Here is a 16,310-nt window from a genome sequence, read left to right as displayed (position 1 = left end):
CACATCCTTGTGCCCTTACTGCATCCCTGCTTCACCGAGTTACTAGACCGTGTGGGTTTGGTGCGGTTGTTGCAGCAACTCCTCCAGCGAAACGTTCACGCCTTCCAGCGTAATCAGCTGCGTTGCGCTGTAACCCGTACCGCTACCATCACGGTCAATTGAGAGCACCGTATTACCGTCTGAAGTATGGTCCACTTTCACGAAATCATTAATATTACTTGTGGAATCATTCCAGCCGATTAGCAAGTTGCTGACGTCAATTTTGTCGCCCTGCGCAACATTGAAGTCGGTCCAGGTATCGTGACCGTTACCGCCGGTCGCATCGGCGCTCGCCAGCAAGTGATACACCAACGTATCGGCGCCGGCACCACTGGTGATGGTGTCGTCGTAAGCGCCGCCAGAAAGCGTGTCAGCCCCGGCGGTGCCTGTGATGGTTGGGTGTAGCTCGATGGTGAACGACTGCGTGGTGATGGTGCCATCGCTGGCCGCCAGGGTATAACTGAACACCTCTTTGTGCGTGATAGATTGTCCATCCACGCCCGCATTAAGCGAGTAGGTATAGCTGCCGTTGGCCGCAATCGTCAGCACCCCGTAGTCCCCCGCAACCGTCGTTGTGCCCACGCTGTGCACGGTGGTGATATCGCCGTGTTCATTAGTGATGCTCAAGGTTCCGCTATGGCTGGCGGTTGACGAACCGTAGATGCTGCCGCTGGCATCGTGGTCATTTGCCGCTTCGGTAAACAGGCTGTTGGTGGTTACCAGCGTGCTGGTTGACGCACCGTTATGCAGGTTTACCGTCAAGGTTGCCGAGGTCACCGCACCGCTGGCATCCCTTACCGAGTAGCTAAAGGTGTCCGCGGTAGGCAGCGTGTCGATATCCAGACCGGCCTTCAGTACATAGGTGTAGTTACCGTGCGAGTCGATGGTCAGCGTACCGTACGTGGTGTTGATCACCGTGTTCCCGCTCGATCCCACCACGCTGCCAGACACCGTGGTAATCGCCGTCCCCGTCGGAATCGTACCGGCGACGGAGCTGGTGTCGTTGGTCAGCAAGTTACCTGTCACCGTTGCCGCCACCGTTACCGCCAGCGTGGTGAAATCGGACACCGTGCTGATGGTGGTGGTCGGCAGCAGGTTGACGCTCACGTTGGATCCAATCACCACGGCATAGGTGCCGGTGCCCAGATTGCTATAGGTCACGTTGGCGCCGGTTTGCGTACCCAGAGAAATCAAGCCGGTTGACAGGTAATTAGATCGGGTATTGATCAACAGCCAGGTGCCATTGGTCTGCTGCTCATAGAGGTACATGGAGTAGGTTGAGATCAGACTGATCCCGCCCACCGAACCGTTGAGCGTCACGCTGCGCGTATCGTCGTTGCCGACGCTAAACACATAGGCATTACCGTTGGAGAGCACGGTAGCATTGAGGACGCTGCCCAATCCCACGTTGGCAAGTGCCACATGCGAAACGCTGGTGGTACCGTTGTTGACCGTCGCCTGCGTGGTGCTGTAGTCCACCTCGTTGGTGTCATTGGTGGCCACAATACGAATCGCCCCGGTAAGCGGTGTGCTCGTTGAGACGTTACCCGCACGGTCCGTCTGGATAACCGACAGGGAAGCACCGGTGGTCTGGGCTGTGGTCAGGTTAACCGACCATGCACCGCCCGCGCCTACCGTCGCAGTACCCAGCGATGCCCCGCTGGCATCACGCACGGTGACCGTCGCGCCGACTTCGCCGCTACCGGTTACGGTGGTACCTGTCGCGTCAATCGCCAGACCGCTCACTGCAGCAGGTGGCACGGTATCAACGTTCACCGTTACCGCTGTATTACCGGTGCTGACGTTGCCCGCCGAGTCCGTCACGGTGGTGGTCAACGGATGCGCACCGTTTGCCAGCGCGGCGGTGGTGAAGGTCCAGCTTCCCCCTGCGCCTACCGTGACGGAACCGAGCGCGGTGCTGCCATCGAAAATGGTCACCACTGCGCCGACTTCCGCGGTGCCGCTCAGCACCGGAGTGGTGTCGCGGGTGTACGCGCCATTGGTCAGCGTCACAGGCGTACTGCCCGCATCGTCAACAATGGTGAGCGTACTGGCCGCTGGCGCGACGGTATCGACGGTCAGCGTGGTCGACACGTTCGGGCTCACGTTGCCCGCCGCATCGGTTGCCGTAACGTTCAGCGTGTGCGCACCGTTGCTCAGCGTGGTAGCAATGAAGCTCCAGCTGCCGTTGCTGCCCACCGTGGTGGTGCCCAGCAGCGTGCTGCCATCGTAGACGCTGATCTTCGCGCCAACTTCGCCGCTACCGGTCAACAGCGGTGTGCTGTCGTTGGTGATGCCGTTGTTGGGAATGGTCACCGCCGTGCTGCCGTTGTTGTTCGAGGCCACCAGGTTGGTGACCGCTGCCGGCGGCGTGGTATCGATAATCACCGACGCCGAGGTAGTGCCGCTGACGTTGCCGGCGGCATCCGTTACCGTCACGCTCAGCGGATGCGTGCCCTGCGTCAGTGCTGCGGTGGTGAAGGTCCACGCGCCGTTGCTGCCCGCCGTCACCGAACCAATCTGGGTGCTGCCGTCGAAAATTTTAACGATGCTGCCCGCTTCCGCCACGCCGCTCAGGGTTGGCGTGGTGTCATTGGTGGCACCGCCGCTCGGCACCGTGGTATTGGTGACGTCGTTGGTGATCACCAGCGTTGAAGCTATTGGTGCCACGGTATCCACGGTGATGGAAACCGGCGTGGTGGCTGCACTGGTGTTACCCGCTGCATCGCTCACCGTTACGCTCAGCGAATGGGTCCCGTTGCTGAGCGTCGCCGTGGTGAAGGTCCATGCGCCGTTGGTGCCCGCAGTAACCGATCCCAGCACCGTGCTGCCGTCGTAGATGGTGACAATCGCGTTCGCTTCCGCCGTGCCGCTCAGGGTTGGCGTGGCGTCATCGGTGATTGCACCATTAGCCAACGGGCCCTGACTGGTACCGACATCATCGGTGATCACCAGGTTCGTCACCGGCGCAGGGGCGACGGTATCGATGGTCAACGTCGTTGACGCATTCGGACTCACGTTGCCCGCTGCATCGGTTGCTGTGACGTTCAGCGTGTGCGCACCGTTGCTCAGCGTGGTAGCAATGAAGCTCCAGGTACCGTTGCTGCCCACCGTGGTGGTGCCCAGCAGCGTGCTGCCGTCGTAGACGCTGATCTTCGCACCGATTTCACCAGAACCCGTCAACAGCGGCGTGCTGTCGTTGGTGGCACCATTATTCGGGATGGTCACCGCCGTGCTGCCGTTGTTGTTCGAGGCCACCAGGTTGGTAACCGCTGCCGGCGGCGTGGTATCGATAATCACCGACGCCGAGGTGGTGCCGCTGACGTTGCCGGCGGCATCCGTTACCGTCACGCTCAGCGGATGCGTGCCCTGCGTCAGTGCTGCGGTGGTGAAGGTCCACGCGCCGTTGCTGCCCGCCGTTACCGAACCAATCTGGGTGCTGCCGTCGAAAATTTTAACGATGCTGCCCGCTTCCGCCACGCCGCTCAGGGTTGGCGTGGTGTCGTTGGTGGCCCCGCCGCTCGGCACCGTGGTATTGGTGACGTCGTTGGTGATCACCAGCGTTGAGGCGGTCGGCGCCACGGTATCCACGGTGATGGAAACCGGCGTGGTGGCCGCACTGGTGTTACCCGCGGCATCTTTCACCGTCACGCTCAGCGGGTGGGTCCCGTTGCTGAGCGTCGCCGTGGTAAAGGTCCAGGCGCCGTTGGTGCCCGCAGTAACGGAACCCAGCACCGTGCTGCCGTCGTAGATGGTGACAATCGCGTTCGCTTCTGCCGTGCCGCTCAGGGTTGGCGTGGCGTCATCGGTGACCGCGCCGTTGGCCAGCGGGCCCTGACTGGTACCGACATCATCGGTGATCACCAGGTTCGTCACTGGCGCAGGTACCACGGTATCTACCGTCAAGGCGAAGGAAGCATTGGGACTGACGTTGCCCGCCGCATCGGTCGCCGTAACGTTAAGCGTGTGTGGGCCGTCTGCCAGGGTTGGCGTGGTGAAACTCCAGTTGCCGTTACTGCCTACGGTGACCGAACCGATCAGCGTGCCGCCATCGTAAACTCTCACGATACTGCCCGCTTCCGCCGAGCCGCTCAGCGCTGGCGTGTTGTCATTGGTGCTACCGCCCGCAGCAATCGCGATCGGCGTGCTGCCGTTGTTGTTGGCGGCGCCCAGCCCCGTCACCGCAGGCGGTGCCACGGTATCGATGGTGACGGTCGCCGAGGTGCTGCCGCTGACGTTACCTGCGGCATCCGTCACCGTGACGCTCAATGGGTGCGCGCCCTGGTCCAGTGCAGCCGTGGTGAAGCTCCAGGTGCCCGTATCGCTGGCGGTCGCCGTGCCCAGCAGCGTAGCGCCATCATAAATAGACACTTTACTGCCCGCTTCCGCCGTACCGCTTAGCGTTGGCGTGCTGTCGTTGGTGGATCCGCCGTTCGGCACCGTATTGCCCGTCGCGTCATTGGTGATCTGCAGCGTGGCGTTAGCGGGTGCCACCGTATCCACGTTAACGGTGAAGGTGGTGGCGCTGCTGGTGTTACCCGCCGCATCACGCACCGTGACGCTCAACGGATGCGCACCTTCGCTCAGGGCTGCCGGGGTAAAGCTCCATGCGCCGTTGCTGCCCGCCACTACCGAGCCAAGCACCGTGTTGCCGTCGGAGATAATCACCACGTTGCCTGCTGTCGCGGTGCCACTCAGCGTTGGCGTGTTGTCATCGGTTGCGGCGCCGTTGACAAGCGCTCCTTGCGTTGCGCCCACGTTGTCAGAAACCACCAGATCGCTGACGGGCGTCGGTGCCGCAGTGATCACGGTGAGGCTGACCGATGCGTTCGGGCTAACGTTGCCTGCCGCATCGGTCGCCGTGACGTTCAGCGTGTGCAGACCATCAGAGAGCGTTGGCGACGTGAAGCTCCACGCGCCATTGCTGCCCGCCGTCACCGAACCAATCTGCGTGCTGCCATCGAAAATTTTAACGATGCTGCCCGCTTCCGCCGTACCGCTCAAGTTTGGCGTGCTGTCGTTGGTGGTGCCGCCTGCGGCAATCTGCACCGGCGAGCTGCCGTTGTTGTTCACCGCGATAAGGTCGTCGATGCCCGCTGGTGCCACCGTATCGACCACCACTGTAGCAGTGCTTGATGCCACGCTGGTATTACCCGCAGCATCGGTGACACGCACGCTGAATGAATGGCTACCCTCACCCAGTTCGGCGGTGGTGAAGCTCCACGCGCCGCCCGTTCCGGCAGCCACAGAACCCAGCACCGTCGTACCGTCATACACGGTGATCACACTGCCGACTTCCGCCGTACCGCTCAGGGTTGGCGTGTTGTCGTTGGTAGCACCTCCGTTCGGCACCGTCGTGCTGGTCACATCATTGGTGACCAGCAGCGTTGAGGCGTTAGGTGCCACGGTATCCACGGTGAGATTCACCACCTCAGAGCGAGGTCCGACGTTACCTGCGGCATCGGTCACCGTTACGCTCAGCGCATGGTTACCCTGATTAAGGGTTGGAGAAGTAAAGCTCCACTCCCCGCTGCCATTCGCCGTGGTCGATCCGATAACGGTGTTGCCATCGTAAACGGTGACAATGCCGTTCGCTTCCGTCGTACCGGTGAGCTGCGGCGTGCTGTCGTTGGTGATGCCGTTGTTGGCAATCGGCACCGGCGTGCTGCCGTTGTTATTGGCGGCCTCAAGGTCGGTCACCGCCACGGGCGCCGTGATGTCAACGTTGATGGTAATCGGATCTGACTGGACACCGTTGTTGCCGGTGGCATCTGTCACCAGCACGGAGATAGCATGAGCCCCTTCCGTCAATGCTGCAGGCGTGTAGCTCCACTGCCCATTGGCATCGGCGGTGACGCTACCCAGCTCGGTTTCACCATCGAAAATCCTGACAATATTACCTGGTTCAGTCAGTCCACTCAGTGCTGGCGTGCTGTCTTTGGTGTAAGCGCCATTTGTCAGTTCGACCAGCGTGCTGCCGCTGTTATCCGTAATTTCCAGCGTGGTGGTGGCCGGTGGTAAACCGGCTTCGATGATGATGGTGAAGTCCGGCGATGCCGGGCCCACGTTGCCAGCTTCGTCTTTCACCGTTACGGTGAAGCTATGGCTGCCATTGCTCAGCGCGGCGGTGGTGAAGCTCCACGCGCCGTTAACGGCCGTCACACTGCCTAACAGCGTGGTGCCATCGTAGATGGAGACCACACTTCCGCTCTCGGCTGAGCCGCTTAGCGTTGGCGTGTTGTCATCGGTAGTCTGGCCTTGCGTAAGTTCACCGGTGCTGGTGCCGACATTATCGGTGATCACCAAATCGGTGACCGCCACCGGTGGCACGGTATCGATATTAATCGTAATCGGTATCGCTTCCGCACCGGTGGTACCCGCTGCGTTGGTCACCGAGACGGTGAAACTATGCTGCCCCTCGCCCAGCTCTGCGGTTACGAAGCGCCAGACTCCGTTATCGCCCACCGTGGTGGTGCCGAGCAGGTTATCGCCGTCGTAGATATTGATGGTCGTACCCGCCACACCGGTCCCGCTAATGACTGGCGTGTTGTCGTTGGTATTCCCATTATCCGCTACCTGTACCGGCGTGGTGCTGACGTCGTTATAGACAGCAAAGCTCAGTACCGCTGCTGGTATTGAGGTATCCACCGTTAGCGATACCGCAGCATTGGAACTGACGTTACCGGCTGCATCCGTCACGGTGACGTTCAGCGTATGAGTCGCATCGGCCAGCGCCGTGGTGGTGATGCTCCATGCGCCGTCGCTGCCTGCCACCGCTGACCCCACCAGCGTGGTGCCGACGTAGGCTCTGACGATGGCATTGGCTTCCGCCGTACCGCTGATCGCCGGCGTGCTGTCGTTGGTAATGCCGCCGTCAGCAATGGTGACTGGCGTGCCGCCGTTATTGTTCTGCAGCAGCAGACCTTCCGCCGGCTGCGGAGCCGTAGCATCCACCAGCACGGTAAAGCTGGCCGACGGCGCACTGACGTTACCCACCTCATCGGTAACCGTTGCGGTCAACGTATGCGAACCATCGGTCAGGGTCGGGGAGTTGAAGCTCCATGTGCCATCGGCAATCGCGGTGGTTGAACCTATCACCACATTGCCATCGTAAATGGTCACCACGCTACCCGCTTCGGCGTTGCCACTCAGCAGCGGCGTGTTGTCATTGGTGCTGGTGCCATTCGGTACCAGCACTGGCGTCGTACCATCATCGTTTCTGACCTCCAGCGTTGCGGCGGCAGGCACCGAGGTATCGACGTTGAAGTCGATTGCCGTTGAGGCCGGGCTCACATTACCAGCGGCATCAACCACCGTGGTGGTCAGGCTATGCGGACCGTCACCCAGCACCGGTGAGGCGAAGCTCCACTGGCCGTTACTGCCCACCGAAGCGCTGCCAAGAATCGCGTCACCATCACGAATAATTACCGTGCTGCCCGCTTCTGCCGTGCCGGTAAGGAATGGCGTGTTGTCATTGGTGATACTGCCATTAGCAATAGCAACCGGTGAGGCGCCATCATCATTGCTGACGATAATCTCTGCGGCGGCGGCCGGCGGCGTGGCGTCCACTACCACGTTAATGGTGGTCGGTGCGCTGACGTTGCCAGCGGCATCGCTTGCCGTCACGCTCAGCGTGTGAGAGCCATCAGCCAGCGCCACAGGCGGGGTGAAGCTCCATGTACCGCCAGCGCCGACGGCGACCGATCCCAGCACGCCATTCTGATCGGAGACGGTAATGATGCTGCCTTCTTGCCCCGCACCGCTTAGCACTGGCGTGTTGTCGTTAGTCAGACCGCCGTTTGGAATGGCGATGGCCGCACCGCCTACATCATTGGTCAGCGTCAGCTCAGTTGCGGCCGGCGGCGCAACGGTATCCACCGTCACCGTCACGGTGGCGCTCGGTGCGCTGGTGTTACCTGCGGCATCGCGCACGGTGACACTCAGATTATGTGTGCCATCTGTTAGCGTCGGTGAGAAGCTCCAGTCGCCCTGTGCATTGGCGATGGCGCTTCCTAACACGGTGGTGCCGTCAGAGACGATGACAATGCTGTTCGCTTCTGCCACACCGCTCAACACTGGCGTGCTGTCGTTGGTCGTGCCGTCGTTGGCAATCGGTACCGGCGTGCTGCCATTATCATTGTTCAGCACGAGGTCAGTCGCCACAGCCGGTGCAACGGTATCAACGCTAAACGTAACCGGTGCAGAGGCCGGGCCCACGTTACCTGCAGGATCGGTCACCGTCGCCGTCAGGCTGTGGCCGCCTTCGCCCAGCAGCGGCGAAGTGAAGTTCCAGTTACCATCGCTGCCGACAATCGCGGTGCCCAGCACGGTGCCGCCATCCAGCACGGTTACCGTGCTACCTGCTTCAGCCGTTCCCGTGATAAGCGGTGTGGCGTCGTTGGTGCTGCTGCCCCCATCAATGGCGACGGGCGAGCTGCCATTGTTATTACTCAGCGTAATATCGTTCGGTGCCGCCGGTGGCGTAAGATCGATGTTAAATTCCAGTGCGGCGGATGGTGCGCTAACGTTACCCGCCGCATCGGTCACGGTGGTGGTCAGGCTATGTGGACCCTCACCGAGGGTTGGCGAGGTGAAGCTCCAGTTGCCGTCGTCGCCAACCACTACAGAGCCCAGTACGTTGCTACCATCAGAAATAATGACCGTACTGCCCGCTTCGGCGCTGCCGCTCAACAGTGGCGTGGTGTCATTGGTCGCGCCGCCTGCGGCAATCGGTATCGCCGTTTCACCTGAATCATTGCTCAGCTGCAGACCAATGGCCGCAGACGGCGCTTCGGTATCCACGGTAAAGGTGATGGCTGGGGAAGGCGTGCTGATGTTGCCTGCGTCATCGGTTACCGTCGCCGTCAGGCTGTGCTGGCCCTGGCTCAGGGCCGGAGTGGTGAAGCTCCATGTGCCATCGCTACCAACAATGACTGAGCCCAATACCGTGTTGCCATCGCGCACGGTGACGATGCTGTTGGTTTCCGCAGAACCACTCAACACCGGAGTGGTGTCATTGGTTGCACCACCGGAGGCGATGGGTGTTGGCGTCGTGCCCTGATCGTTATTGAGCACAACGTCAGCCGCAGCAGGCGGTGGCGTGGTATCGATGGTCACCGCGATGGCCGCCGATGCCGGACCGACGTTACCGGCCGCATCGGTTACCGTGGTGGTGAAACTGTGCAAGCCTGTGTCCAGCGGCGTTGCAGGCGTAAAGCTCCATTGACCATCGGTTCCTACGGTTGTACTGCCCAGCACCGTGGTGCCATCAAGCACCGTGACGATGCTGCCCGCTTCGGCATTACCACTCAGCACTGGCGTGGTGTCGTTGGTACGGCCGCCGGTATCAATTGGCACCGCCGTGCCGCTGTTGTCATTGCTGAGTTGCAGATCGGTGGCCGCGACGGGTGGCGTGGTATCCACGGTGAAGACAATTGGCGTGGAAGCCCCGCTGCTGTTACCTGCCGCATCGGTTACCGTGGTGGTGAGACTGTGGCTGCCCTCGCCCAGCGGCGTCGCGGGCGTGAAGGTCCAGTTGCCCTCGCTATCAACGTTAGCCGTGCCCAATACGGCGTTGCCATCACGTACCGTGACGATACTGCCGGCTTCTGCGCTGCCCGTTAGCACTGGCGTGCTGTCGTTGGTGACCCCGCCTGCTGCAATCGCCGTACCGCCATCGTTGCTGAGTTGCAGTTCACTTGACGTTGCCGGTGCCTGCGTGTCGACGGTAAAGGCAATCGGCGTTGATGGTTCGCTAACGTTACCGGACGAGCTGGTCACCGTGGTGGTCAGGCTGTGTGCGCCCTCGCTCAGCGTTGGTGTGGTGAAGCTCCAGCTTCCATCGCTGCCGACGGTGACGCTGCCCAGCACCGTGTTGCCATCACGTATGGTGACAATGCTGCCTTCGGTTGCCGTACCGCTGATCGCCGGTGTGGTGTCGTTGGTCGCACCGCCGGAGGCAATCGGCACCGGCGTGCTGCCATCGTCATTATTGAGCACCACGTTTTCTGCCGCAGGCGGCTGAGTGGTGTCAATGTTTACGGTGATAGGCGAGGACGCTGCGCCCACGTTGCCTGCCGCATCGGTCACCGTCGTGGTAAGCGTATGTTCGCCAGCGGTGAGCGGCGTCGTCGGAGTAAAGCTCCAGCTTCCGTCACTGCCGACGGTGGCGGTACCCAGCACGGTGGATCCATCCAGCACCGTCACGGTGCTGCCCGCTTCCGCCGTACCGCTCAACGCTGGAGTGGTGTCGTTAGTGGTGCCACCTGCCGCAATCGGCACGGATGTGCCACCTTCGTTGTTGCTCAATTGCAAATCGGTCGCCGCTGCTGGCGGCGTGATATCCACGGTAACCAAAATCGGTGCCGATGGGGCGCTGGTGTTGCCTGCCGGGCTGGTCACCGTCGCGGTCAGGCTATGGTTGCCCTCGTTCAGCGCTGGGGTGGTAAAGCTCCATTCCCCGCCGCTGCCCACGGTAACGCTGCCCAGCACGGTGCCGCCATCAGAGACCGTAATCGTACTGCCTGCTGCGGCGGTTCCGCTCAGCACCGGCGTAGGATCATTGGTCGCCGCGCCGGAGCTAATCGGTACTGGCGTGCCGCTGGTATCGTTACTGAGCTGCACACCACCGGGTGCGGCAGGTGCGGTGGTATCGATGGTAAAGGTCAATGGCGCACTTGGCGCGCCAACGTTACCGGCAGAATCGGTCACGGTGGTGGTCAGGCTATGCGGGCCATCGCCAAGTGTCGGGGAGGTAAAGCTCCAGCTGCCATCATTGCCGACGGTGGCGGTGCCGAGCACGGTCGTGCCATCAGAAACGGTGACGGTACTGCCCGGCTCCGCGCGACCGCTCAACATGGGAGTCACATCGTTGGTGGCACCGTTCTCGGCCACGGGCACCGGCGTACCACTGCTATCGTTCGCGAGCTGCAGATCGGTAGCCGCAGCCGGTGGTGTGGTATCAACAATCACAATCACCACGGAAGAAACCGGACCGACGTTACCCGCCGTATCGGTAACCGTGGTGGTGAGATTGTGCTGTCCTTCGCTTAACGCATTGTCTGGCGTAAAGCTCCAGTTGCCATCGCTGCCGGTGGTGGCGGTACCCAACACGGTGGTGCCATCAGAGACCGTTACGATGCTGCCCGGCTCCGCGCTGCCGCTTAAGGTTGGCGTTGTGTCATTGGTGGAACCGCCCGCCGCAATCGGCGTGCCGTCCTCGTTACTGAAGTGGACATTGCCTGCTGCGGCTGGCGGTTGAGTATCAACCGTCACCGTCACAGGTGAAGAGGCCGGGCTGGTGTTGCCAGCCGGATCGGTAACGGTAGATGTCAGGCTATGATTACCATCGCTCAGCGCAGGCGTGGTGTAACTCCAGTTGCCGTCGCTATCCACCGTAGTGGTGCCAAGCACGGTGGTACCATCTGAGATGGTCACCGTACTGCCCGCTTCGCCGGTTCCCGTCAGGGTCGGCGTGTTGTTATTGGTGCTGCCGCCTTGTGGAATCGGATCGCCTGAGCCGTCGGTCAGCCCCACGTCAGCGGGTGCCGTCGGCACCACGGTATCAATGGTGATGGTAATGGTTGGCGTATCCGTTACCACGCCGGTGGTGGCATTGGTGGCGGTGGCGTGGAAGGCGTACGTGCCGTCATCCAGAGCCGCTGGAGTAAAGTTCCACTGACCATCGGTTCCTGCTACCACACTGCCAATAACCGTCGTACCGTTGTACAGCGTGATTACATCACCCGCGCCCGCCTGCCCGCTCAAAATCGGCGTCGTGTCGTGGGTGCTGGCGTTGTTTGGCAGTTCAACCATCGTGCTGCCGCTGTCATCCGTCACGATCAGCAAGCTGTTGGTGGCCGGAACACCGGCGTCAACATTAAGGCTAAAGGCCGGTGAAGTCGGGCTGACATTGCCTGCCGCGTCGGTCACCGTGGTGGTCAGGCTGTGCTGGCCGTTGGTCAGCGCCGCCTCTGGCGTAAAGCTCCAGCTTCCGTTGCCGCCGACAGTCGTCGAGCCCAGTAGCGTAGTGCCGTCATAAACCCGCACCACCGATCCCGCTTCGGCGGTACCCGTAAGGGTTGGCGTACTGTCATCGGTGGTTGCGCCCGAGGCCAGCGGACCCGTGCTGCTGCCGACATTATCGGTCACGACAAGGCCGCTTACTGCGGCTGGCGCGCTGGTATCCACACTGAAGGCAATCGGCGCGCTCGCGGGGCTGACGTTACCGGCCGCATCGGTCACGGTGGTGGTGATGCTGTGATTACCGTCGCCCAACGCTGGAGTCGTGAAGCTCCAGTTACCATCGCCGCCTACGGTAACCGTACCGAGCACGGTGGTGCCATCAAGGATGGTCACTTTGCTGCCTGCTTCCGCCGTACCGCTTAGCACTGGCGTGGCGTCATTGGTGGCGCTGCCGGAGATGATCGGCTGCGTGATGCTGCCGGTGTCATTGGTCAGTTCAACACCGCTCGCTGCATCCGGTGCGAGGGTATCAACGGTAATGTTGATGGTCGCCGTATCGGTGACGTTGCCGTTCGCATCTGTAATCGTGCCGTGCAGCGCGTGCGCGCCATTGGACAGGTTTTGGGTGTAGAAAATCCACTGACCATTACTGTCGGCCGTGGTGCTACCAAGCAGCGTATTACCGTCATACAAGGTGATAATGTTGCCCGCGCCCGCCAAACCGCTGAGAACCGGGCTGTCGTTATTGGTGCTGGCACCGTCAGTAAGCTGTGCAACGGTGTTGCCATTCTCATCAGTAACTTCCAGTGACGCGCTCGCGGGTGGAATATCCGCGTTCACGGTCACGATTACCGGTGGCGTGGCCGGACCAACGTTGCCTGCGGTATCGGTGGCCGTGACGGTGAACGTGTGGCTGCCATTACTCAGCGTTGGCGTGGTAAAACTCCAGCTGCCATCTGCGCCCACGCTGGTAATGCCCAGCAGCGTCGTGCCATCGTAAATGCTGATAGTGGCATTCGGCTCACCGGTGCCGCTGAGGGTCGGGGTACGGTCATCGGTGATATCCCCGGAGGTTAAGGGCCCCTGGATTGCGCCGACGTTATCCGCAATCACCAGGTCGCCCACCTGCGCCGGCGGAGTGGTATCAACAGTGAGTGTAATCGGCGTTGAAGCTGGGCCCGTGTTACCGGCGGCATCGGTGACCGTGGTGGTCAGGCTATGATTGCCCTCACTCAGCGTTGGCGAGGTAAAGCTCCAGCTGCCGTTGCTGCCTACCGTCGCGCTTCCCAGCACCGTCGTCCCGTCGAGGACAGTGACGATGCTGCCCGGCTCCGCGGTACCACGCAATATTGGCGTGTTGTCGTTGGTGGTGCTGCCTGACTCAATCGGTGTCACCACGCTGCCGCTGTTAACGGTCAATTGCAGATCGCCTGTCGCGGACGGTGCCACGGTATCGATGATGATGGTGAGAGTAGCAGAATCGGTTACATTACCGGCGGTATCGGTCGCCGTTGCGTGGAAGGCATACGTGCCGTCGATCAGCGCGGCTGGCGTGAAGCTCCACTGCCCATCGGCTCCAGCCGTGGTGCTGCCCAGCACTTCCGTGCCGTTGTAGAGTGTGACAACCGCCCCTGCCGAGGCCAATCCGCTGAGGATTGGCGTGGTATCGTGCGTACTGGCGCCCTCGGACAGGACTTTCAAGGTATTACCGCTGTCGTCGGTGATCTCAAGCGTACTGTTGGTGGGCGGCACGCCAGCATCCACGGTGAAACCAAATCCGGTTGTCGCCTGACTGACGTTGCCTGCCGCATCGGTCACCGTCACGCTTAACGTATGCGGGCCATTATTCAGCGCGGGTGTGGTAAAGCTCCAGCTACCGTCGCTGCCCACCGCAACGCTGCCCAACAGCGTGCTGCCATCATAAATTTTAACGATCGCGTTCGCCTCGCCATTACCGGTTAAGGTTGGCGTGCTGTCATCGGTGGTCGCGCCAGCGGTCAGCGGGCCGGTGGAAGCACCAACATCATCGCTTACCACCACATTGCTGGCTGCCGCAGGTGGCTGGGTATCCACGCTGAAGTTGATCGGATCGGATGCCGGCCCCACGTTACCCGCCGGATCGGTGACGGTGGTAGTGAGACTGTGGTCACCTTCAGAGAGCACGGGTGAAGTGAAACTCCACGTGCCATTGCTGCCCACGGTAGCACTGCCCAGCACGGTGGCGCCATCGCGCACGGTGACAGTGCTGCCGGGTTCAGCCGTCCCGCTCAGCACCGGCGTAGTCGTATTGGTCGCACCGCCAGAAGCGATAGGCTCTGCCGTGCTGCCTGCGTTGTCACTCAGTTGTAAATCACCGGCCGCGGCCGGGGCGATGGTATCAATGGTGATGGTGATGATTGGCGTTTGGGTGACATTGCCAGAGGTGTCTTCCACTGAGGCGTGGAACGCATAAGAGCCATCCGCGAGCGCGGCGGGTGTGAATGTCCACTGTCCATCGCTACCCGCAACGACGCTTCCCAGCACCGTGCTGCCGTTGTACAGGGTAATCAGTGCCCCCGCCGTGGCCAGACCGCTGAGCGTTGGCGTGCTGTCGTGCGTGCTGGCACCATTGCCGAGCTGGACCAGCGTATTGCCGGAGTCATCGGTGATTTCCAGTGAGGTGGTGGCTGGAGGGGCATCTGCCTGAATGGTCACGCCATAGGCCGTAGAAGCCGGGCCAACGTTACCGGCCGCATCGGTTTGGGTGACGGTAAAGCTATGAGCGCCGTTACTTAATGTTGGCGTCGTGAAGCTCCAGGCGCCATTCGCGTCGACTACCGCCGTGCCGAGCAGCGTTTGCCCGTCATACACGCTGATTGTGGCACCCGCTTCACCTATCCCACTGAGCGTTGGCGTGCTGTCATCCGTTGTGCCGCCGTTATTTATCGTGCCCGAACCATCGCCAAGAGAGAGGCCCGTCGCAGCGGCGGGCGCGTCGGTATCAACGGTAAAGGTGATGGTGGTAGCGGGGCTGGAATTACCTGCCGCATCGGTGGCGGTGATGCTCAGCGTGTGGCTGCCTTGATCGAGGGCTGGACTGGTAAAGCTCCATGTGCCATTGCTTGCTACGGTAACGCTGCCAAGCACGGTATCACCATCACGAATGGTAATAATACTGCCCGCTTCGGCCGTGCCCCTGAGCACTGGCGTGGTGTCGTTGGTTGCGCCGCCGTTGGTCACGGGCAGCACGGTAGAGCCGCTATTGTTCTCCACGCTCACGCCAGTAATCGCGGGGGGTACGGTATCAACGGTGAAATCCACCGGATTTGTAGCGGCACTGGTATTACCGGCAGCGTCTGTCACCGTTGCCGTTAGGCTGTGCTGGCCGTCTGCCAGCGCAGGTGTGGTAAAGCTCCAGCGGCCATCGGCCCCTACGGTAACGGTACCGAGCAGCGTGGTGCCATCGTAAACGCTAACAATCGCACCCGCTTCGGCGGTGCCACTCAGGGTTGGGGTGTTGTCATCGGTAATGGCACCAGCGCCAATCGTGCCCTGATACGGGCCAACGTTGTCACCGATCGCCAGGTCACTAATGGCGCCTGGCGCTGTGGTATCGCCCCCGCCATTGTTACCGCCGTTATTACCCCCATTATTTCCGCCGTTATTACCGCCATTGTTGCCACCCTCATTGTCGCCCGGCGTGGAATTTCCCCCACCACCACCGCCGCCGCCACCTGCAATCAGTGCACCTAAACCGGCCAGGGCTGCGCCACCGATACCAAAGGCGGCGATGGTGCCGTCGTTAGTGGTGTTTTCGGCTAACAGGCCTTCAGTGCTATCGATGGAGACGTAATGGAAACCTTCTGTACCGGGATCTTCAACCCACCACATCGCGCCGCGATCGTCTAACAGAACCAGATCGCTATCGCCATTCGGGCTGTAAAAATTATGAATAACAAGCACTTCACCAGACTTTGTTGTAACAACTAAATCATTACCATTGCGTGTGAAAGACTTAATATCAGACTGATTAAGATGCAACTGAACTACACTCGGAGCGGTCAAATTAACTTGATTACCACTCAGCTCAGAAGCAATCGTCCCACCTTTTGGGGTTACTGAGATATTATTCATGTTATCGAGATCCCGCGCAGATATTCATTCCATAAAAATACCCGGCATCCGCAGATACCGGCTTTTACAGCGAATAATCATCAAGATTATTCACTTCTTCTCTTGATCGATCTCATACAAACTCATGATGAAATCGCGTTGAGTTTTGCTTAGCCGCCATCCTGATAACTGATTGGATTTATTTCTTAAAATCA

General features: G+C 60.8%; 1 protein-coding gene. It reads right to left on the bottom strand.

Features of this window, described 5'->3' with window-relative positions:
• Nucleotides 1–42: 42 nt before the first annotated feature.
• Nucleotides 43–16,116 carry an Ig-like domain-containing protein gene (locus CRO19_RS12595; RefSeq protein ID WP_097096108.1) on the bottom strand — a complete coding sequence of 5,358 codons (16,074 nt, stop codon included), beginning with the start codon at nucleotides 16,114–16,116 and terminating at the stop codon, nucleotides 43–45.
• Between the last annotated feature and the right edge of the window lie 194 nt (nucleotides 16,117–16,310).

This window comes from Candidatus Pantoea floridensis, from assembly GCF_900215435.1.
In the GTDB taxonomy this organism is placed as follows: domain Bacteria; phylum Pseudomonadota; class Gammaproteobacteria; order Enterobacterales; family Enterobacteriaceae; genus Pantoea; species Pantoea floridensis.
Note: the sequence above shows the minus strand (reverse complement) of the source record. Positions and strands in the feature narration are given on the sequence as shown.